Genomic DNA, 19,506 nt, shown 5'->3' on the forward strand with positions numbered 1-19,506 from the left:
CAAAGAAAGGCAGGGCAGATATCGATCCATCGCTGATGGATGCATTCATGCCGCTCGCAGAAAATGGATCAAACGGATCATCAAGGGACGATCCGGCTTTCTGGTGTGGCATCGGCAGCAAACGTAATTATAGAAATCCGTTCGGAAGAAAAGTTGTCTTTCATAATAAAAGAAAGAAAAGATATGCTGAATCTATTTTCGAGTTTGGGTTGGTTTCCAACCGTTACCATCATTCTGGTTGCAGTCATCATTGTGCTTGCGGTGTTTTTCTCGCTCTCGGGATCATCCGCTACATTCCTAACGACCGCATCGGTGTCGTTGAAAAATTATGGAGTTCAAGTGGTTCGGTGAAGGCCGGTTTGCTGGCCTTGCATGGCGAGGCCGGGTTGCAGCCTGATTTGCGGCGCGGCGGCTTCCATTTCTTTGCGCCATTCCAGTTCCGGGTACACATTCATCCGATGGTCTCCGTCACTCAGGGGCGGATCGGCTACGTCTTTGCGCGCGACGGCATCGACCTGCCAGCCGGACAAACGCTGGCCGACAATTCCAGGGTCGAGGATTTCCGCGATGTACGCTCGTTCCTAGAAGGCGGCGGCCAGAAAGGACCGCAGCGCAAGATCCTGCGTGAGGGCACCCATATCATCAACCCGGCCTTGTTCGTGGTGATGACGGAGGAAGCGACCTATTCGCTGTCGCTGGATGCGCAAGAGAAGGCGTACTACGAGCAAATGCGCGGTGTGCTGGACGAACGCAGCGGCTTTACGCCTGTGGTGCTCAAGGAAGTGGCCGGCGCCCACGATTCAGACCAGTTGGCCATTGTCACGGTGCAGGATGGTCCCGGCTTGTCGAAGGACGAATTGCTTGCGCCGGACGTCGGCGATACCCACAACTCGTTCCAGGAGCCGGAAAAATTCCTGGCGGCGGGCGGCTTGCGTGGCCGGCAGGAGCGTGTGCTGGTGGAGGGTACGTATTACATCAACCGCCTGTTTGCAACAGTCGAACTGATCCGCAAGACCATCATTCCGGTCGGCTATGTCGGCGTGGTGGTTTCCTATACCGGGCGTAAGGGTTCGGATTTGTCGGGCAAGGAATACAGCCATGGCGAACTGGTTGAAAGCGGTTGCCGTGGCGTCTGGCGCGATCCGCTGATGCCTGGCAAATATGCATTCAACACCTATGCCGGCAAGATTGAACTGGTACCGACCACCAACTTCGTGCTGATGTGGCAATCCGGCGAGAGCGGCTCCAGTTTCGACAGCAACCTGCGCGAAATCACGCTGATCACCAAGGATGCGTTCGAGCCGCAACTGCCGTTGTCGGTGGTGGTGCATATCGATTACAGGAAGGCGCCGATGGTGGTGCAGCGCTTCGGCAACGTCGCGCAGCTGGTGGAGCAAACACTCGATCCGATGGTCTCGTCGTACTTCAAGAATGTCTCGCAGACCAAGACTTTCATTGAGCTGATCCAGTCGCGCAGCGAGTTGCAGACTAATGCGTCTGCCGATATGAAGGAACGTTTCCAGGCTTATTCGCTGGAATTCCAGGAGGTGCTGATCGGCACGCCGAAGCCACAGCCGGGCGACACAAAGATCGAAAATATCATGGCACAGTTGCGTGACCGCCAGATTGCGCGGGAGCAGGTCGAGACCTTTGCGCAGAAACAGATTGCTGCTGACAAAGAGCGCGAGCTGAATGAGGCGGAGCAACGCGCTTCCAAGCAGAAGGAACTGACCGGTTCGCTGGTGGATATCTCGATCAAGGAAAACCAGGGTTCCGCCAATGTGAAAGCGGCGGAAAAGAAACGCCAGGAAATCGAGGCGCTGGCGCACGCAGAGAAATTCAAGCAGGAGCTGGAAGGCTCCGGTCGGGCTTCTGCGATCAAGTCGGTGGGTGAGGCGGAAGCGGCCGCCATCAAGGCCAAATCGGAAGCCTTGCAAGGTGAGGGTGCTGACAAGCAACTGATGCAGACCGTGATGCTGCGACTGGCCGAAGCTTTCGAAACATCAAAGGTACCACTGGTGCCACAGATCCAGATGGGTGGTGGCGGTGACACCAATGCGTTCAATACCTTGCTCTCTCTGATGGGATCGCTGAAGGCGGGGGAACTGGCGCAGTCGCTGAAGCGGGATGAGGCGCCACACGCATAACAATACCAAGTGGTGACTCAAAAAAACGGGGTGGCTAAATTGGCCGCCTCGTTTTAATTAAAGCTCAACACGTATTTTCTATATTTACTTCTTTTCTGCTACCGGCACCAGGTCGAAATGATTGGCCTGGTATTGGAACAACAGGCAGTCTTCTGCCGGCGTGCAGCCGCTGAAGTGAGGCATATTTGACGGCAGGTTGTAGAAAGAACCGGCCGGATACTCAATGCGCTTGCCGTCGATAATGGCGTAGAACGTGCCTTTCAATACCACTGTCGGCAGGTTCTGCGTATGCAAGTGGTAAGGATTGTTTTTGCCAGCAGGGAAAATGACGAAGGCTTCGTACGGGCCTTTGCCAGCCAGGTTGCCGCGCACGTTAGCATATTTGACGCCGCCGGAATTAGGCAGGGTTTCCCATTTCAAGTCCGCTGCAGGAAGCGAGATCAGTTCTTTGATGTGCTTCGCCTGCACGCCGCCTTCGGCAACATCATGGGCAATAGCATGGCCGGCAAAAATCGCGGTCGACAGCAATAACAGGGCTTTGAATTTGATATTCATTCGATTCCTTTCAGTTGGGGATAAAGCTAAAGAAAAAATAATTTGACTCAGGCCAGTTGCAAATTGAGAACCTGTTCAGTGCTCATGATGTCGCCAAAGGTATCGGCGATGCTTGCCAGGGAGGCGCTGTGCAGAGCTGCGTGCGGTACTACGCAGCCGCTGGCCAGATCCAGGTCACGGGTAGCGCAAGCGTCGTCAACGACGATGACCTCGTAACCTTTGGCTGCGCCATCGCGTGCCGCACCGGCTACGCAAGCGTGTGTCATCAGACCGGAGATGATCAGTGTCGTGATACCGTCGGCTTTCAGCTTGGCGTCGATATCGGTGTTGACGAACACGCTGACGTCGCCTTTTTGCTGCACTTTATGGTTGGCTGCCGGTTGCAGGTCGCTATGGAATTTGACGGTGTCGCCGTCTTCGGCAAAAATCGGCGCGCCGGCAGGCGTTACGTGCTGGACGTGGATGACCTGCATGTTTGCCCTGTCGGCAAATGCGACCAGGCGCTTGGCGTTGTTCAGGGCCTTCAGACCGTCAGGGATCGGCATCTTGCCGTTGAAGTATTCATTCTGGAAATCGATCACCAGCAAGGCGGTGCTTTTGGCGTCTACTTTGTTTGGTGCGGTTGCGCCGACGATGGTGCGAATTGTTGGGTGGCTCATGTAAAACTCCTGATTAAAATTGAAGCACGGTTAAGGGCGTTGGCGCTGCTTTCCTGATGCTTGCAGTGCTTTAACGTTGGAACGGAGTGAAGTATAGGTTTCGTGGCAATGCCTCGAAAGTGTCCCGGAAGACAATATGCGATAGAATCGGGCCATGTCGACTTCACCCATTTCCTACGAGAAAGCGCATACGGTCGCCGTTGTCGTCTTTGACGGCATCAGCCCGTTCCACTTGTCCGTGCCCTGCATGGTGTTTGGCGACGATCTCGCCAGACTGGGCGTGCCGCGCTATCGCTTATTGGTGTGCGCGATGCATACCGGCCTGATTCCAACGATGTCGGGCTTCAACATCGATGTGCCATACGATCTGTCGGTGCTGGCAGAGGCCGATACGGTAATTGTCCCGGCCTGGCACGATCCTGATCAGCGACCACCGCAGGCATTGCTGGACGCCTTGCGCATGGCGCATGCCCGCGGCTCGCGGATTGTCGGCTTGTGCCTGGGTGCTTTTGTACTGGCCGAGGCGGGATTGCTGGATGGCCGTGTGGCATCCACGCATTGGGTGTGGGGCGATGATTTCAGCAGAAAGTATCCGCACGTAAAGCTGGATAAGAAGTCCCTTTATGTCGACGATGGCGACATCCTCACCTCCGCTGGGACCGCAGCGGCAATCGATTGTTGCCTGCATCTCCTGCGTTGCGATCATGGCGCTGACATCGCGAACAAGATTGCCCGGCGCATGGTGGTGGCGCCGCATCGGGCTGGCGGCCAGGCACAATATATCGAACAGGTAATGCCCAAGGATAACGGCAGCGATCACCTCACGGCCACTCTCGACTGGGCCATGGAAAACCTGAATCAACCTTTGTCGCTGGATATCCTGGCGAACAAGGCAGCGATGGGACGGCGCACCTTCACGCGCCGCTTCAAGCTGAAAACCGGCGCGACGGTATCGGAATGGCTGCTGAATCATCGATTGGCGTCTGCACAGCGCCTGCTGGAAACCACGGATAAGCCCATCGACCGGATTGCCGAAGCGGCGGGGTTCGGCTCGACAGTGTCACTCCGCCAACATTTTGCCACAGCCTTTTCTATTTCCCCCGCCGCCTACCGTCGCCAGTATCGACGCCAATGAGCGTGGCCGACGTATGGTGCGACATGTCAGCCTGAGTTACATATCCAGTCTTGTAATTAATTAATGCGTTGATTAATATCAAAGGCATGACCAGACCTACGCCGGTGCGCGGACGTCCTTTGGCATCGGACCAGGATTCGCGTGAGAAACTCCTCGATACCGCCACTCTGCTGTTTTCTTCGCAGGGTATTGCTGCAACTACAGTGGCGGCGGTCGCACGTGGAGCTGGCGTCACGCCGGCGATGGTGCATTACTACTTCAAGACGCGCGATCAGTTGATTGAGGCGGTGGTCGACGAGCGGGTATGCCTGTTTGTTAACAGCATCTGGGACCCGATTCGTGGCGACGAACCGCCTGAGGACATGATTCTCGACATCGTCGAGCGCATGATCGCCACCACCGAAAAGATGCCCTGGATGCCGGCCTTGTGGGTCCGCGAAGTGCTGAGCGATGGCGGCCAGCTGCGCGAACGCATGGTGCAGCGGGTGCCATTGGCCAAGATTGCCCTGTTTTCCGAAAACGTCGCGCGCAGCCAGCAAGCCGGCGCGATCAACCCGGGGCTGGAACCGACCTTGATTTTCATCTCGGTGCTGGGTCTGACCATGCTGCCGCTGGCGATGGCACGCACCCTGAAGAATCGGCCTTTGCTGCCTGTGGTGAACAAGGCGGCGCTGCTGGACAAAACGGTCCTGACCCGCCATATCAAGGCACTGTTGCTGTCCGGTCTGGCGTTGCCAGCGACAGCGCTATCCGACGCGCATTTCGACGAATAACCGAGGGATTTTCCATGCCATATCGTCTTTCGACCAGCTCCCGGCAATCAGCCGCAATTGTCGTGGCGGTGACGGCTTCCTTGTGGCTGGCTGCGTGTTCACCGGCCAGCGACAACGACTGGCAAGGTTATGTTGAAGGCGAGTATGTGTATGTGGCGTCGTCCCAGCCTGGGCGCCTGGACAAGCTGTCGGTTGAGCGCGGCAAGCAGGTAGCATTGGGCGCACCCTTGTTCATGCTGGAAGCGGGTGACGAAATCGCCGCCCGACGTCAGGCTTTGCGCCAACTGAACGCCGCCGAGGCACAACTGGCCGATATCCAGAGCGGCAAGCGCCCCCAAGAGCAGGATGTGACGCGCGCCCAACTGGTCCAGGCGCAAGCCAACGCTTCCAAGACCGCGGTGCAGCTCCATCGCGATGAGATCCAGTTCCAGGCCGGCGGCATCGCCAAACAACAACTCGACGATTCGCGCGCTGCCGCCGAGGCAGCCGCGGCCCAGGTCCGGCAATGGCAAAGCCAGTTGACGGTTGACCGTTTGCCTAACCGCACGGCCCAGGTGCGAGCGCAACAGGCGCAGGTTGCCGCAGCCCAGGCGGTGCTGGACCAGGCGGATTGGAAGCTTGGGCAAAAAGCCATCATTGCTACCCGTGCCGGGCTGGTGTTCGATACCATGTATCGTGAAGGCGAATGGGTCGCGGCCGGCAATCCGGTGCTGCGCATGCTGCCGCCCGAGAACGTCAAAGTACGTTTCTTCGTGCCGGAAACCGTGCTGGGTCGGCTCAAGGTCAACCAGGCCGTGACACTCAGTTGCGATGGCTGCCAGGCCAATGTGGCGGCACACATTTCCTACATCTCAACCGAATCCGAATATAACCCGCCGATCATCTACAGTAATCAATCGCGCTCCAAGCTGGTCTACATGATCGAAGCGCGGCCGGCCGCGGCGGATGCACTCAAGCTGCATCCCGGCCAACCGGTGGAAGTGAAGCTGCCATGAGCGCGGTCAAGGAAGATGTCCGCAATGGCGAACTGGTAGTGGATGTTGACGGCATTAACAAGCACTTTGGCAGCAAGCATGTGGTGAGGGATTTGTCGCTGCAGGTGCGGCGCGGCGAGATTTTCGGCTTCCTGGGGCCGAACGGCAGCGGCAAGACCACGTCGATCCGCATGATATGCGGCCTGCTAACGCCAGACTCCGGGCATGGCACCTGCATGGGGTTCGACATCATCAAGCAAAGCGCAGAGATCAAGCGTCGGGTCGGTTACATGACGCAGAAATTTTCCTACTGGGATGACCTCAGCATCCGCGAGAACCTGGATTTCGTCGCCCGCATCTATGGCATGAAGAATCGCAAAGAAGCGGTCGACCAGAGTCTGGAAAAACTCGGCTTGGCAACCCGTGCGAAGCAATTGGCTGGATCGCTGTCGGGCGGCTGGAAACAGCGGCTGGCACTGGCTGCCAGCATGTTGCACAACCCCGAACTATTGCTGCTGGATGAACCGACCGCCGGCGTCGATCCAGCTGCGCGCCGCGATTTTTGGGAAGAGCTGCACCGACTGGCTGCCGACGGCATCAGCGTGCTGGTCAGCACCCATTACATGGACGAAGCGGAACGCTGCCACAAGCTGGCTTACCTGGCCTATGGGAAATTGCTGGTGCAGGGCACGGCGGCGGAGGTGGTAGCGGGGCAGGGCCTCACGACCTGGGCCATCTATAACAGCCGCGACAGCGATATCCACGACAACCAGCTGGTCGGTCTGTCGCAGCAATTGCACGGGCAGCCTGGCGTTGATCAACTGGTGGTATTCGGCACCTCATTACACGTATGCGGCAAGGATGCCGCGCTGCTGGAACAGACGCTGCGCCAGATGACGCAAGGGAAAAATCTGCGCATGGAGCCGATCGACACCAGCCTGGAAGACGTGTTCATCTACATGATGAACCGCTCGGCGGATAATTTCGAGGACCAGGCATGAAATATCTCAGCGGATTTTCTTTCCAGCGCTGGTGGAGCATCGTGCTCAAAGAGTTTCTGCAACTGATGCGCGACCGCGTCACGGTGCGCATGATCACCGTGATTCCGGTGATGCAGATGGTGCTGTTCGGCTTTGCCATCAACAGCGATCCCAAGCACATGCCGACTGCCGTCATCGCTGCCGATCACAGCGAATTCACACGTACCTTCATCGCCGCGATGAAAGCTTCCGACTATTTCGATATCGTCGCCGAGCTGCCCAACGAGGCGGCGGCGCGCACAGCACTGGCGCAAGGTAAAGTCCTGTTCGTATTGAATATTCCGGCGGATTTCACCCGCAACCTGCTTCGCGGCGAACGTCCGGCGCTGCTGGTGGAGGCTGACGCCACCGATCCGACCGCCACCGGCATGGCTTTGGCGGCGTTGCCGCAGTTGGTGCAATCGGTAGTCAACAAGGATTTGAAAGGCGCACTGGCGAAGTTCAGCGGCGGCACGCCAGCCTTCGATGTCCAGGTGCAGCGCCTGTACAACCCGGAAGGCGTGACCCAGTACAACGTCGTACCCGGATTGATGGGCGTGATCCTGTCGATGACGATGGTGATGATGACCGGCCTGTCGATGACCCGCGAACGCGAGCGCGGCACCATGGAAAACCTGCTGGCGACGCCGGTGTCGCCAATCGAAGTCATGACCGGCAAGATCATGCCTTACATCGCCATCGGCCTGATCCAGGCCAGCATCATCCTGCTTGGCGCGCGCTTCATGTTCCATGTGCCGTTTGCCGGCAGCGTGATCGCTATTTATCTGGCAGCGCTGTTGTTCATCGCCGCCAGTCTGACGGTCGGCATTACCTTGTCGTCGATTGCACAAAACCAGTTGCAGGCGATGCAACTGACGATGTTTTACTTCCTGCCGAACATCCTACTGTCGGGCTTCATGTTCCCGTTCCAGGGCATGCCGCGCTGGGCACAGTTCATCGGCAACCTGCTGCCGCTGACCTACTTCAACCGGCTGATTCGCGGCATCCTGCTCAAGGGCAACGGCTGGGTGGACCTGTGGCCCAGCGTTTGGCCGCTGATGGTGTTTACGCTCGTCGTCATGGGCATTGCGGTGCGGTTCTATCGCCGCACGCTAGATTGAGGGAGTGGCGATGAATTTGATATGGATCTACCTAAGCTTGAAAAGAGCGACCCGGCCGCTGCTATGGTTTGGTGTCGGCGGATTGCTGAGCGCTTGCGCCGTCGGACCGGATTTTCATGCACCGGCGGCGCCCACCGTCGCGCAATACACAGCCAGCATGCAGCCGCTGGCCACCGTGTCGAGCAGCGGCACAGCCGGCGCAGCTCAGCGTTTCGATACTGGAATGGATATTCCAGGGCAATGGTGGACCTTGTTTCATTCGCCGCAACTGGACGCGGCGGTGCGTCAGGCGCTGGCTAACAGCCCCTTGATCGCCCAGGCAAAAGCGACATTACGGCAAGCCAGCGAAACCTTGACTAGCCAGACCGGTGCAACCCGCTATCCAAAGATCGACCTGCGGCTGGGCGCAGTTCGTCAGCAGATCGACACTGCCGCAATCGGCATCCCGAATGTACCGCAGGTCGGGCCGTTTTCACTCTTTAACGCTTCGCTGAACGTGTCTTACACCGTCGATGCCTTTGGCGCCAACAGCCGCATGCTGGAAGGTTTGCAGGCGCAAGTGGATATGCAGGCCGAGGAATTGCGTGCGGCGCAGCTGACGCTGGCCGCTAATGTCGTCACCGCGGCGATCCGGCAGGCGACGTTGCAGGCACAAATCACCCAGACGACACAAATGCTCGATCTGCAACATCAGCAACTGACAATCATGGAACAGCGTCTGGCCGCAGGTGGCATCGCCGAGCGTGATGTCAAGAACCAGCGCACATTGGTGGCGCAATCAGCGGCATCGTTGCCATCGCTGCAACAGCAATTGCAGCAGGTGGGCCATCAGTTGGCGGTGTATCTAGGTAAGGCTCCGGCACAGCTTGACTCCCAGCCGCTGGACCTCGACAAGTTGACACTGCCGGAAACCTTGCCGCTGAGCCTGCCATCGGCGCTGGCACGTCAACGTCCGGACATCCGCGCCGCCGAAGCGACCTTGCACCAGGCCAGCGCCCAGGTTGACGTAGCAACAGCCGGCCTCTATCCGCAACTGACCTTATCAGGTAGCGCAGGGGCTGAGCAAACGCATATCTCGGATATCGCCAACAGCCTCAATGTCTGGAGTATTGGGTTAAATTTGATGCAGCCCTTATTCCATGGCGGCGAATTGCGGGCGAAAAAGCGTTCCGCAGTTGCCGCCTATGATGCGGCCGCGGCAGCGTATCAGCAGACTGTGCTGCAGGCGCTACAACAGGTGGCTGATGGTTTGCGCGCGCTGGAGAACGACGCGCAGGCTTTGCAGGCGCGCACGCAGGCGGCGGAAAATGCAGAGGGGAGTCTGTCGATTACGCGACAACAGTATCAGGCGGGGGCGTCAGTCACTTGGCTTTGCTGGACGCGCAGCGGCAGAGCTTGCAGTCCGGGTTGGAGCGGACCGTCGCACAGTCGGCGCGCTTTGCCGATACGGCGGCGCTGTTACAGGCATTGGGAGGTGGGTGGTGGAACGCGTCTCCAGATACTGGTGCGGCGCCGTAGGATTGATACGTTATGTCGACGAGCAGTCGCCCAGATATTTAGTGCCTTGACGCGCCTACTATTTCTAGACTGGTTATGGACGCTGCACTTTGAAGAAACGGTAATCAGATTTATGCAAAAACAGTGTTTACTGGACAGTTAGACCACAGCAGCGCTGAACGACTCGGGCCGCTGCGTAAGCAGATGAGACAGCCGTTGAAGACCCGCCTGCAAGCGTCCGCGGTCCCTGATGCACCCCAAAGAGATCCGAATTGCATTCGCTGATGCGCTGCCAGTTGCGAATGCCTCCGCCGGCGTGACTGCGATGCCCTCTCTGTCAGCTGCACGCGCAAACTGTGCGGGATTCCAATACCCCGGCAACTCGAGCCATACATGCAGGCCGTCACCAAAGCCGCTGTATCGCCCCGCCAGAATGTCCCGAACCATCCAGTGGCGCAGGCGCGCCTCATTGCGTACGCCTTCCATCAATCCGTCAGCCGAACCGTCGAGGATCCACTGAGTGGCTAGTGCCGCCGTCAAAGGAGCGACCATCAGCGCAAATGATCTTAGCGCGGCCAGGAAACGTTCGCGTTCGTGCTGGGCGCGTATGAGCACGAAGGCGACACGCAAGCCGGGCGTCAGGCATTTCGACAGGGTTGAGATGTAGACCACCTGTTGCGGGGCAAACGTGGCAATAGGTGGCGGCGGGGCATCGGCAAGGAACCAGTAGGGATCGTCTTCGACGATGCGTACATTGCAGCGCTTCGCGATGCTGGCGAGGTCCTTGCGCCGGTGTTCCGGAATGGTGATGGCGGTCGGGTTCTGTAATGTCGGATTGAGGTAGACCAGCCCAGGCTTGTGCTGGCGGCACGCTTCCTCAAGCATCTCTGGCACCATCCCGTACTTGTCCGCTTCCACCGCAATGATGTGCCGGCCGAATTGGGTCGCTGCGGCACGCAATCCGGGATAACTCATTGGTTCTGCCAGGATGACATCGCCAGGCTCCGTCAGCGCAAGGATCAATGCGGCAATCGCCGCTTGCGCACCCGGACAGACAACAACCTGCCGAAAATCCAGATGTCCGAACATCGGAGCCAGCCATTTGGCTCCAGCCTTACGGTCGGCGTCGCCTCCCCCGGCCAAGTGGTAAGTCATCAGCAATTCATTATCTGCCCGCATCAAGACTTGAGACAAACCTTGTTTCAACATGTCGTCGAAGTCCACGCCATCCGGTGGTGGTGGGGTATTCATGCTCAGGTCGAGGATAGCGTTCAATTCGACTTTCGGTGCCGCGACATAAGTGCCTCGTGCACCACGGCCCTCCAACAAGTTGCGGCGTCTGGCTTCGTCGTATGCGCGCGTGATTGTCGTCAGGTCAACGTCCAGTTGTGCTGCCAACTGGCGCTGCGGCGGTAGACGGTCACCCGGTTTCAGCGATCCGTCCACCATCGCCGCCTGCAACGCATCCGCAATCTGCAAAAAACGTGGTCCTTTATTCCCGACCAATCGCGGCAACCAGATTGGCAAATTTTCATCTTGTATGTTTTTGAACTGGGACATTTTGTCTCAATGTATGGAAATTGTTTTTAAGTAGTATGGCTCAGGATGTGCAGCAACACCATCCTCGCATGGCAGTCGTTGACGTTTTCTCCTCTCTCATCTGCATTTGGCAAATCACTTCGCTGGACGCCATTCTTATTTCATAGGTGGATGTAATGAAAGATTCAAGCAGGATGCCCGAGGGATGGTTTGAACAAAAAATGAAGCTGCTGAAGCTACGTTTTAAGGTAGTGCTCCTCACGATAGGTAGTGTCAAGTAACAGGCTGGAAATACGCAAAATGATGGAATGGATCCCTATAGTCTTAGTTGCATTCAAGGTTCTCGTGCTCGGCACGGGCATGTTCTTCGCCATCAAGTGGCATTACGATCAAGGGAAGAAGGGGAAGGGGAGGGAGAAGCGCGCGGTGCTACGCGCGGGCGGCAAGGTGGCCGCAGTCTTCGTGCTATCGCTCTTGGGCCTGGTGCTCGTCACCTTCGTCCTTGCCAGGATGCTCGGTTTGGACTTGACCTTCCCATGATAGCAAAGAATAATCGGCCGATATCTAGTGATGCTGCAGCAATTCCCCGATGCGGCTATTAGGCAGCGTTGGCAGGCTGGTCAGAGTGAAATGCCGTCAAATTTAGATGACCGCCACAGGCTGTTTTGAGCGGGGCGTGATAGACGCAATTCGACCCAAAGCGGTCCGTCCGTTTTCTCCACATCGGACGCTCGACGCGACCAGTTATCCGACAATCTTGTGGATGCGATAGAATTTCTCGAACTGTGGGTCGCTAAGAAATCATATCCAGCCAATATCGAGAAAGACCAAATGAAATCCACGCCGAACGTACTTCCCTGGAAAAATACCTCGTGTGAGATGGAGTGCAATCTTGCGATGGGTCATCTTCTTATGAACCTCCAGCCGCGATTGCAGGTCAATGGCCGTGTCCATGCTGAAACCTATATTGCGGCAGTCGGTGCAATTGCGGGCTACGCTGCGCAGCGCACGTTGTTCGCCGAAACGCCGCCGGTTGTCGGGCACAACATTCATCGCGTGGGCACGAAGTCTGGCGAACAGTACTGGTTTGGCGATGCACTGAACAATATGCTCATGCCAAAAACGGAAGCCGATGGGAGTCGCTGCCTATGGTCCTTGGCGGCCGGCGGTGCACTAGGTGCTGGCCTGCAACCTCAGCAAATACCCAATCTCGACGCGATGTTTAAACATGTCGTGTCGACGATTGGCGGAGCAAATGAAGGGCGATCTTCAGTTCCTGCTCAGCATCAAGCTCACTTTGCGGCACGAGATCTGCTGAAACTAGTGTGGCCTTTAGCGCTCACCTGTCTTTCAGGAAAAATTCCTGGTGCCAAGCGCGAATTTGGAGCCGCACCTATCGCATGGTGGTCGGCCATCACAGCACAAGCCTCGAATCGCCCTATCCAAGATGTGAAACAAGTGTTGGCCCCTGATGTCGCTCTGACGTTGCTTATGGAGTCCGCAATTTATTGCAGCAAACTTGACCAATCGAGTATCGAATCAACGTAGGCCCGCTTGGGGCCTGGGTAGCAATGCCTGGGGCATATTGGTACCGTTGAGCACTTTTAGGCGTCGAACCAGCGGCGATTGTTTGCGATCTATGTAGGTCCGTCGACTGTCGGCTTCTGGCCGAGGCCGTGTAAAAACGCTGAATCCATCAAGGGAGCCGAGATCCACGTCATTTTAACGCGACATTGTTGATAATAGAGAGCCCTGCAAACGCGGCGGCTATTTCCCTTGGCCGAGTAAATAGCCGTCTCCAAACATATCTCCTGACGCTAAAAGCGCCTATGCGCTCATCACCTTCATCAAGGTTCCCACGCCCAGCACGTTGATCATCCGCTTCATGTTGTAAGCCAGGACATGCAAGCTCATCTCGGTGCTCACTCGGGCCTTGGTTTTGGTGAGGAAGTGCGTAGCACCCATCCATGCCTTGATGGTGCCGAATGGATGCTCAACCGTTTGCCGGCGTATTCGCATCGCCTTCGGCGTTCGTTCCAACCGCTCCTGCATGGCCTCCAGTACAGACTCATGCTCCCATCGTGTCACGCGCCGTTGAGGACTTGGCGTGCATGCGGATTTGAGTGAGCACTGCTGGCAATTCGAGCTCCAATAGCGGTGCAAATTCAAGCCTTTCTCTTTGCTCGTGAAACGCCAGATCAATCGCTCTCCGGCGGGACACTGATATTCATTGGCGCGTGCGTCGTAAATGAAATCCGCTTTGCCAAACCGACCTTCAGCAGAGGCATTGGAGGTCAGGTTCTTCGGGACGATCACGTTGATGCCGGCTTGTGTGCACGCCAGGATCTCTTCTCCTTTGAAGTAACCACGATCAGCAACTACGGTCAGCGATGCGGTGCCAATCGCTTCTTGCGCTTGCCGGCTCATCGAGTGCAGTTGATCCCGGTCGCTCCCGATGTTGGTCACCTCGTGCGCCACAATCAGATGATGCTTTGCGTCGACCACCGTTTGTACGTTGTAGCCAACGACGCCTGTACCACGCGTCTTCATCGACCGTGCATCAGGATCGGTTTGGGAGACTTGTTGATCCGGCGTCTTCTGGAGTTTTAATTGGATGTCTTCAAGCTCTCGCATCTGCGCCTTGAGCGCTGCGATATTCTCATGCAGTCGAGTTGTCGTGAGTTGCTTGCGGTCCGGCTCTTGGCGATCCGCCGTGTCGAGGGCTGTCAGATAGCGATCAATGCTCGCTGCGATCTCTTCCATGCGCCGTTGCAGCTTGGCGCTGGTGAAGTTGCGGTCGCGGTTGTTGACGGCTTTGAATTTGCTGCCGTCAATAGCGACCAGCGCTTCAGAGAACAGGCCAAGTCGCTGACACAGCACGACGAACTGCTTGCATACATTGGAGATGGCACGGCCATTGTCTTTGCGGAAGTTGGCGATAGTCTTGAAGTCCGGCGTCAAATGCCCTGTCAGCCACATCAGTTCAACGTTACGCTGCGCCTCTCGTTCCAGGCGACGGCTTGATTGGAGCCGATTGAGATAGCCGTAGATGTAAATCTTGAGAAGAACCGATGGGTGATAGGCCGGACGTCCTGTTTGTGCAGGCATTGTTCCTTCGAAACCCATTTGCACCAGGTCCAGTTCATCGACGAAAACATCGACTACCCGCACTGGGTTGCTATCGGCAACGTAGTCGTCCAGTTGCTCGGGAAGCAAAATGCGTTGACTGCGATCCCGCCCTTCAATGAAGCGTTTCATAGGTGTACCTCGAACAGAGTCATCTGTCCGTGTGACATGGATCGCCGCAAATCGTTTACTTCCGATTAGAATTAGCGCTCGACAGCGTTTTTACACAGCCTCGGCCGATTGCGGCCACTTACTAGAAGCTATAAAACTAGAAATTTTCCACCCTGGCGCTCAAAATCTTGACGGGAGGTCTCTGTTTCTATCGTCGCGAATGTATCAGGACTATAAATATCTCGATAGAACAGCTGAGGTTTTTTATACACTTTGCGGAATTCTTGAAATGACAGCGTCGTGATGTCGACGTCATAAGTTAGCTCTACAACCGCGACTATCCACGAGCACACCAAGTCCGTTCTGTTCAAGACATTGTTAACGCGTGACTCAAGTTGTGTATAACCGCTGGAGTCTTTTGATGTATTTTTGAGTTCGTCGCCTGTCATCATCGTAACCACTATCTCGTGATTCATAACACTAGTCAGCGATACCCAGCCCATAGTCACCATGTCCGTGTCGCCCGAGAACTGGACGATTGGAAAACTCTTGCCTGTTTTTTCCGATACTAGCCAAAGAATAGAGTCGTATATTGACTTTGGGACCTTGTTACCATCGAAGAGTTTTTTCAGGATGTTCATGCCGCAGGTGCCTCGTTAAGTTCATCGAGCAGCCAGGGTAGTTTCTCCCCAGCAATATTCCACTATCGTGCCACGAAATGATTGGCAAAACAATATTAAATTGGAGACGGGGGCGACGGACCGGTGTTGGCCGATAGATGACGACTACTTCCAATTCGAAGCGGGCATCCGCTATCACTCTGTGCGGTGTGGAAGAATTTTTTCCGCTCGTTCATGAATCCCGTCCGGCTCTCAACACGGCTTCTCCCGTGCGTGGATTCGTCAGAGTTACGTTCTCGAGCGCCTTGATTCGCCACTCGGTTGCCTGTCGCGTCAGCACGGCAAGGATCACCGTGTCGACAGCGTGCGGCCCCGCCGGATGAGCCTCTCCGACCGCGAGGCGGCTCCAGAAGTGCATGACTGCCGCGTCGTCGCTGATCGCAACTACATCGATTAGCTCGTTCTCAAGGATGGAATCGCTGTAGATGGTTGCGTGGATGGGCGCATGTAGCTTGACGATCTCACCGACACCGCGCACATAGTGTCCGAACCGATTCACGAACGTCGCATCCTCATGGAACAATGCTCCGAAGGATTGCATGTCGTGATTGTTCCAGGCGGTTTGAAACGCGTGAGGTGCGTCTTCGGGTTGTTTCATTTGAATCATGTGGATCCTCATAAGCGTCTATATGAAAGTACCCAACGTCTGTTTTGGGGCTTACGGTCGGGCGGTTAAGGCAAATCCTGCTCAATCACGGAATGCCCGCCCGTGGCCGCAATCAGTCTTTCTTGCTTTGCGGTTGGAACTTCAAATGTATCAACGGATAAGCGCGTCCTTGGCTGTCGCATTCCGAACGACCTGTCGCCTTAAAGCCTATGCGGAAATAGAAAGCTGCGGCCTGAGCGTTCTGTTCATTGACGTCCGTTGTCAAACATTCGTGTAAGGTCAAAGCGTGATTCACCAACGCGTGTCCAATACCTTTGCCATGGTGAGCGGGATCAATAAATAAGGCTTCCATATGGGCGCCACTCAATAACATGAACCCTAATGCCTGGTCGTCTTCATTCACGGCCAACCACAATGGCGCAGCAGGAAGAAAATCGCGTACTTCCATTTCAATTGCAATGCGGTCTTCGTGGCTGAGGAATGCATGGGTTGTGAACACGGCATCACGCCAAATCTCGAGCACGCGTTCACCATCTGTACTGCGTGAGTTTCTAATTTTTATCATGCTGGAAAGAATACTTACAGTTCAGATCCTTTGCAAACGTAAGCTGGCTGCAGAACGTACGTTTCTGGCCGTTCGTTTGCTTTCGACTTTAATTGTACGGAACACTAAATTAGCAAAAATGCATCTCGCCGTGAAATTTCATGTCAATCGTTGACCTCAGTGATATATCACATTAATATCAGTGTCAATTGATACTCGATATTAAGCGCTCACGCGTTTCAACAACCCAATGTCCAATACCCCGCAGCGAGCAACATCGCCTTCCAAGGCGGCGCAGGCAAGCCAGGTTCAGCCGACCAATATTCCAGCCGGGGCTGCGCTGCGCGAATTCGCTTACGCAGAGATCAAGCGCCGCATCATGACGCTGGAATTTCGTCCGGGCGAACCGATCAACGAAGCACACCTGCAAACCTTGCTGGGCATTGGTCGCACTCCTGTGCATCAGGCTTTGCATCGGCTGGAGGTGGAAGGGCTGGTGTCGATCATGCCGCGCAAGGGGTGATGGTGACGCCGTTGTCGCTCAACGATGTGCTGGACATGATCGAGGTGCGCATGGCCAATGAAATCCTTTGTGTCGGGCTGGCGGCGGAGCGTGCCGATGAGGCCGACTTGAAGAGCATGCGCGATATTGTCGACCGCTCACCGACGCTGATTGCACGGCGTGATGTGCCGGCCCTGATGGGATTGGACATGCAGTTCCATATCGCGATTTCTGCGGCTTCGCGCAATAAGGTGCTGGGTGATCTGTTGCGCAACCTGCATGAAAAACAGGCGCGTTTCTGGTTCCTGTCACTTTCCGATCCGCAGCATCTGCAACATGTCTATGAAGAGCACCTGCAGATCGTCGACGCGCTTGAACGGCGCGATGCCGACGCTGCGCGCGAGGCAATACGGCAACACGTCGACGAATTCCGCAGCAATATTGTCCGCTCCATTTAATCAGCCTAATCAACCCAACAACCAAGCGAGTAGTCTCATGGCGAATTTGCAATTCAACCTGGTCGGCCACGGGCCGATTTCGATCGATGTGCAGCAACTGGTGATCGCCGGCTGGACCGGCCGCGACCATGCAAGCGTCGAGCATCATATTCAGGAGCTGGAGGCAATCGGCGTCAAGCGGCCAGCCAGCATCCCGAGTTTCTATCGTGTGTCGGCAGATCTGCTGACCATCTCGCCGTCGTTGCAGGTAGCGGGCGATGAGTCGTCCGGTGAGGCCGAATTTGTGTTGTTTTCGACGACCGAGGGGCTGCTGGTCGGGATTGGTTCGGATCATACCGACCGCAAGGTGGAAAGCTATGGCGTCACGGTTTCCAAGCAGATGTGCGCGAAACCGGTCGGTGCGGATTTGTGGCGCATGAGTGAACTCGCTGAACACTGGGACGAATTGCAGATGCGCACCTGGCGTCGACGCGGTGCCGAGCATCGTTTGTACCAAGAGGGCGCTGTCACGAAAATGCTGGCGCCACAGGACTTGATCGGCCGCTATACCGGAGGCAAGGAACTGCCGGTCGGCACGGTCATGTTTTGCGGAACCCAGCCGATTATCGGCGAGATGGGCTTCGGCGAGTGCTTCGAAATGGAACTCTCTGATCCGCGCCTGCAACGCAGCCTGACGCATCGCTATAACGTTGTCTCCTTACCTATCGAAGGATGAATCGATGAAAACTATCCGTACCTTGGCCGCAGAATTGCAGGCCGGAACAAACAGCAGCGTCAAACTGGTGGAGCAGGCGCTGGCCCAGATCGAGGCCCACCGCGCCGCCGGCGGCGCAGCATATATCCATGTCGACGCCGCTCAGGCGCTGGCTGCGGCGCGCGCCAGCGATGCTGCTCGTGCGGCCGGTTATGCACCGTCGCTGCTGGCTGGTTTGCCGGTATCGATCAAGGATTTGTTCGATGTCAAAGGGCAGGTAACTGCTGCCGGTTCAACCGTGCTGGCCGATGCAAAACCGGCTACCGCCGATGCTGCTGCCGTGGCGCGCCTGCGCAATGCCGGTGCGATTTTGCTCGGTCGCACCAACATGAGCGAATTCGCATTTTCCGGTCTGGGTTTGAATCCGCATTACGGCACGCCGACCAATCCGTTTGACAGCGCCCGCGTGGCGGGGGGCTCTACGTCCGGCGGCGCGGTGTCGGTTGCCGGCGGTATGGCGGTGGCGGCACTTGGCACCGATACCGGCGGTTCGATCCGTATTCCGTCGGCGTTCTGCGGGCTGACCGGCTTTAAGCCGACCGCGCGCCGGGTCGATTTGAGCGGCGCCGTGCCGCTATCAACCACACTCGATTCCGCCGGACCGTTGACGCATAGCGTCGATTGCTGCGCGATTGTTGATGCCATCTTGTCTGGCGAGTTGCTGGATAGTGCCGCGGTACCTTTGCAGGGATTGCGTTTCGGCGTGACGGAGGATTTTGTCGGCGAAGGCATCGCCCCCGAAGTGCGCGATGCCTTCGAAAATGTACTGAATTTGCTGGAGCGTGCCGGCGCGCATATCGAACGTTTTACCTTCCCCGAACTGAAAACGCTGCCCACGATCAATGCCGGCGGCGGCTTCACTGCGGCTGAGGCGTGGGCCTGGCATCGCGCGTTGCTGGAAAGCTCGGCCGAGCGCTATGATCAACGGGTGGCGGCACGCATCCGGCGCGGCGGCCAGCAAAGCGCCGCCGACTATATTGACCTGCTGGCCGCGCGCCGCAACCTGATCGCCGCCGCGCAACAGCGCTTGCGTCCATTTGACGCCTGGTTGATGCCAACGGTCGCCACGTTGCCGCCGTTATTGCAGTCATTGCAGCAAAGCGACGACACCTTCTTTGCCACCAATGGACTGGTGTTGCGCAATCCTGCGGCGATCAATTTCCTCGACGGCTGTGCGCTCAACCTGCCATGTCCTGTCGGTAGCGGTTTGCCGGTGGGCTTCAGTATTTGCGGCTTGGCCGGGCAGGATGCGCGGGTGCTGCAAATCGGCCGCGCGGTCGAAGCGGCATTGCAGGACGCTTGATC

The 19,506-nt window shown here is 56.7% G+C and carries 19 protein-coding genes and 1 pseudogene; 13 read left to right on the plus strand and 7 right to left on the minus strand.

The window, feature by feature from the left end; translation table 11 throughout:
• Positions 1-63 precede the first annotated feature (63 nt).
• On the plus strand, positions 64-351 hold the full coding sequence (locus CAter10_RS23510; protein ID WP_236905524.1) for a hypothetical protein: 288 nt from the start codon (positions 64-66) through the stop codon (positions 349-351).
• Positions 348-2,147: an SPFH domain-containing protein gene (locus CAter10_RS10135; protein WP_236905525.1), complete on the plus strand. Its 1,800-nt coding sequence runs from the start codon at positions 348-350 to the stop codon at positions 2,145-2,147. Before CAter10_RS23510 ends, CAter10_RS10135 begins: the two co-directional genes overlap by 4 nt.
• Positions 2,148-2,231: 84 nt before the next feature.
• Here the strand turns inward: CAter10_RS10135 and CAter10_RS10140 are convergent, their stop codons facing one another.
• Positions 2,232-2,702: a cupin domain-containing protein gene (locus tag CAter10_RS10140; protein ID WP_061533311.1), complete on the minus strand. Its 471-nt coding sequence runs from the start codon at positions 2,700-2,702 to the stop codon at positions 2,232-2,234.
• Between the two features lie 47 nt (positions 2,703-2,749).
• Positions 2,750-3,361, minus strand: a complete 612-nt coding sequence (locus tag CAter10_RS10145) for a cysteine hydrolase family protein (protein ID WP_061533312.1) — start codon at positions 3,359-3,361, stop codon at positions 2,750-2,752.
• 154 nt (positions 3,362-3,515) lie between these two features.
• On the opposite strand from CAter10_RS10145, the gene CAter10_RS10150 reads away from it, so the two are divergent.
• The 6 genes from CAter10_RS10150 to CAter10_RS10175 all read left to right on the plus strand — a co-directional run bounded on the left by CAter10_RS10150 (position 3,516) and on the right by CAter10_RS10175 (position 10,043).
• Positions 3,516-4,496: a GlxA family transcriptional regulator gene (locus tag CAter10_RS10150; protein ID WP_061533313.1), complete on the plus strand. Its 981-nt coding sequence runs from the start codon at positions 3,516-3,518 to the stop codon at positions 4,494-4,496.
• A gap of 86 nt (positions 4,497-4,582) precedes the next feature.
• Complete coding sequence (locus CAter10_RS10155; protein ID WP_061535275.1) at positions 4,583-5,269, plus strand: TetR/AcrR family transcriptional regulator; 687 nt, start codon at positions 4,583-4,585, stop codon at positions 5,267-5,269.
• A 14-nt stretch (positions 5,270-5,283) separates the two neighbouring features.
• Positions 5,284-6,264 carry an HlyD family secretion protein gene (locus CAter10_RS10160; RefSeq protein ID WP_061533314.1) on the plus strand — a complete coding sequence of 327 codons (981 nt, stop codon included), beginning with the start codon at positions 5,284-5,286 and terminating at the stop codon, positions 6,262-6,264.
• On the plus strand, positions 6,261-7,244 hold the full coding sequence (locus CAter10_RS10165) for an ABC transporter ATP-binding protein (protein WP_061533315.1): 984 nt from the start codon (positions 6,261-6,263) through the stop codon (positions 7,242-7,244). The genes CAter10_RS10160 and CAter10_RS10165 overlap by 4 nt, the downstream gene beginning before the upstream one ends.
• Positions 7,241-8,383 (plus strand): ABC transporter permease, encoded by a 1,143-nt coding sequence (locus CAter10_RS10170; RefSeq protein WP_061533316.1) that lies wholly within the window; start codon positions 7,241-7,243, stop codon positions 8,381-8,383. Before CAter10_RS10165 ends, CAter10_RS10170 begins: the two co-directional genes overlap by 4 nt.
• A 10-nt stretch (positions 8,384-8,393) precedes the next feature.
• The gene (locus tag CAter10_RS10175) at positions 8,394-10,043 is read left to right on the plus strand and encodes an efflux transporter outer membrane subunit (RefSeq protein WP_335340214.1); all 1,650 of its coding nucleotides are present in this window, start codon (positions 8,394-8,396) and stop codon (positions 10,041-10,043) included.
• Here the strand turns inward: CAter10_RS10175 and CAter10_RS10180 are convergent.
• Positions 10,040-11,440 (minus strand): aminotransferase-like domain-containing protein, encoded by a 1,401-nt coding sequence (locus CAter10_RS10180; protein ID WP_197467215.1) that lies wholly within the window; start codon positions 11,438-11,440, stop codon positions 10,040-10,042. The genes CAter10_RS10175 and CAter10_RS10180 overlap by 4 nt on opposite strands.
• A 279-nt stretch (positions 11,441-11,719) precedes the next feature.
• On the opposite strand from CAter10_RS10180, the gene CAter10_RS10185 reads away from it, so the two are divergent.
• Together CAter10_RS10185 and CAter10_RS10190 are read left to right on the plus strand one after the other, a co-directional pair.
• Positions 11,720-11,959, plus strand: coding sequence for a hypothetical protein (locus tag CAter10_RS10185; protein WP_061533317.1), 240 nt, complete (start codon positions 11,720-11,722; stop codon positions 11,957-11,959).
• 291 nt (positions 11,960-12,250) lie between these two features.
• A complete protein-coding gene (locus CAter10_RS10190; protein WP_128083019.1) occupies positions 12,251-12,967 on the plus strand; it encodes a hypothetical protein in 717 nt (238 codons plus the stop codon).
• Positions 12,968-13,246: 279 nt separating this feature from the next.
• Here CAter10_RS10190 and CAter10_RS10195 read toward each other — a convergent pair whose 3' ends face one another.
• The 4 genes from CAter10_RS10195 to CAter10_RS10210 form a co-directional block, all read right to left on the minus strand.
• Complete coding sequence (locus CAter10_RS10195) at positions 13,247-14,677, minus strand: IS1182 family transposase (protein WP_061533319.1); 1,431 nt, start codon at positions 14,675-14,677, stop codon at positions 13,247-13,249.
• Between the two features lie 128 nt (positions 14,678-14,805).
• Complete coding sequence (locus tag CAter10_RS10200; protein WP_061533320.1) at positions 14,806-15,297, minus strand: hypothetical protein; 492 nt, start codon at positions 15,295-15,297, stop codon at positions 14,806-14,808.
• Between the two features lie 211 nt (positions 15,298-15,508).
• Positions 15,509-15,943 carry an SgcJ/EcaC family oxidoreductase gene (locus CAter10_RS10205; RefSeq protein ID WP_082797858.1) on the minus strand — a complete coding sequence of 145 codons (435 nt, stop codon included), beginning with the start codon at positions 15,941-15,943 and terminating at the stop codon, positions 15,509-15,511.
• A gap of 112 nt (positions 15,944-16,055) precedes the next feature.
• Positions 16,056-16,508, minus strand: a complete 453-nt coding sequence (locus CAter10_RS10210) for an acetyltransferase (RefSeq protein WP_061533322.1) — start codon at positions 16,506-16,508, stop codon at positions 16,056-16,058.
• Positions 16,509-16,737: 229 nt separating this feature from the next.
• Here CAter10_RS10210 and CAter10_RS10215 point away from each other — a divergent pair.
• The 3 genes and pseudogenes from CAter10_RS10215 to CAter10_RS10225 all read left to right on the plus strand — a co-directional run bounded on the left by CAter10_RS10215 (position 16,738) and on the right by CAter10_RS10225 (position 19,504).
• Positions 16,738-17,447: pseudogene (locus tag CAter10_RS10215) on the plus strand (GntR family transcriptional regulator).
• Positions 17,448-17,484: 37 nt separating this feature from the next.
• On the plus strand, positions 17,485-18,162 hold the full coding sequence (locus tag CAter10_RS10220; protein ID WP_061533323.1) for a DUF2848 domain-containing protein: 678 nt from the start codon (positions 17,485-17,487) through the stop codon (positions 18,160-18,162).
• Positions 18,163-18,166: 4 nt separating this feature from the next.
• A complete protein-coding gene (locus CAter10_RS10225; RefSeq protein WP_061533324.1) occupies positions 18,167-19,504 on the plus strand; it encodes an amidase in 1,338 nt (445 codons plus the stop codon).
• Positions 19,505-19,506 lie beyond the last annotated feature (2 nt).

Origin of the sequence: Collimonas arenae (genome assembly GCF_001584165.1) — a bacterium.
GTDB classification, from domain to species: Bacteria; Pseudomonadota; Gammaproteobacteria; order Burkholderiales; family Burkholderiaceae_D; genus Collimonas; species Collimonas arenae.

What these genes read in the sequence shown, in the direction of transcription:
- CAter10_RS10205 (WP_082797858.1), bottom strand. Translation starts at nt 15,943, where the DNA reads ATGATTCAAATGAAACAACCCGAAGACGCACCTCACGCGTTTCAAACC.
- CAter10_RS10175 (WP_335340214.1), top strand. Translation starts at nt 8,394, where the DNA reads ATGAATTTGATATGGATCTACCTAAGCTTGAAAAGAGCGACCCGGCCG.
- CAter10_RS10160 (WP_061533314.1), top strand. Translation starts at nt 5,284, where the DNA reads ATGCCATATCGTCTTTCGACCAGCTCCCGGCAATCAGCCGCAATTGTC.
- CAter10_RS10225 (WP_061533324.1), top strand. Translation starts at nt 18,167, where the DNA reads ATGAAAACTATCCGTACCTTGGCCGCAGAATTGCAGGCCGGAACAAAC.
- CAter10_RS10200 (WP_061533320.1), bottom strand. Translation starts at nt 15,297, where the DNA reads ATGAACATCCTGAAAAAACTCTTCGATGGTAACAAGGTCCCAAAGTCA.
- CAter10_RS10195 (WP_061533319.1), bottom strand. Translation starts at nt 14,677, where the DNA reads ATGAAACGCTTCATTGAAGGGCGGGATCGCAGTCAACGCATTTTGCTT.
- CAter10_RS10170 (WP_061533316.1), top strand. Translation starts at nt 7,241, where the DNA reads ATGAAATATCTCAGCGGATTTTCTTTCCAGCGCTGGTGGAGCATCGTG.
- CAter10_RS10145 (WP_061533312.1), bottom strand. Translation starts at nt 3,361, where the DNA reads ATGAGCCACCCAACAATTCGCACCATCGTCGGCGCAACCGCACCAAAC.
- CAter10_RS10165 (WP_061533315.1), top strand. Translation starts at nt 6,261, where the DNA reads ATGAGCGCGGTCAAGGAAGATGTCCGCAATGGCGAACTGGTAGTGGAT.
- CAter10_RS10150 (WP_061533313.1), top strand. Translation starts at nt 3,516, where the DNA reads ATGTCGACTTCACCCATTTCCTACGAGAAAGCGCATACGGTCGCCGTT.
- CAter10_RS10155 (WP_061535275.1), top strand. Translation starts at nt 4,583, where the DNA reads ATGACCAGACCTACGCCGGTGCGCGGACGTCCTTTGGCATCGGACCAG.
- CAter10_RS10220 (WP_061533323.1), top strand. Translation starts at nt 17,485, where the DNA reads ATGGCGAATTTGCAATTCAACCTGGTCGGCCACGGGCCGATTTCGATC.
- CAter10_RS10190 (WP_128083019.1), top strand. Translation starts at nt 12,251, where the DNA reads ATGAAATCCACGCCGAACGTACTTCCCTGGAAAAATACCTCGTGTGAG.
- CAter10_RS10210 (WP_061533322.1), bottom strand. Translation starts at nt 16,508, where the DNA reads ATGATAAAAATTAGAAACTCACGCAGTACAGATGGTGAACGCGTGCTC.
- CAter10_RS10180 (WP_197467215.1), bottom strand. Translation starts at nt 11,440, where the DNA reads ATGTCCCAGTTCAAAAACATACAAGATGAAAATTTGCCAATCTGGTTG.
- CAter10_RS10185 (WP_061533317.1), top strand. Translation starts at nt 11,720, where the DNA reads ATGATGGAATGGATCCCTATAGTCTTAGTTGCATTCAAGGTTCTCGTG.
- CAter10_RS10140 (WP_061533311.1), bottom strand. Translation starts at nt 2,702, where the DNA reads ATGAATATCAAATTCAAAGCCCTGTTATTGCTGTCGACCGCGATTTTT.
- CAter10_RS23510 (WP_236905524.1), top strand. Translation starts at nt 64, where the DNA reads ATGGATCAAACGGATCATCAAGGGACGATCCGGCTTTCTGGTGTGGCA.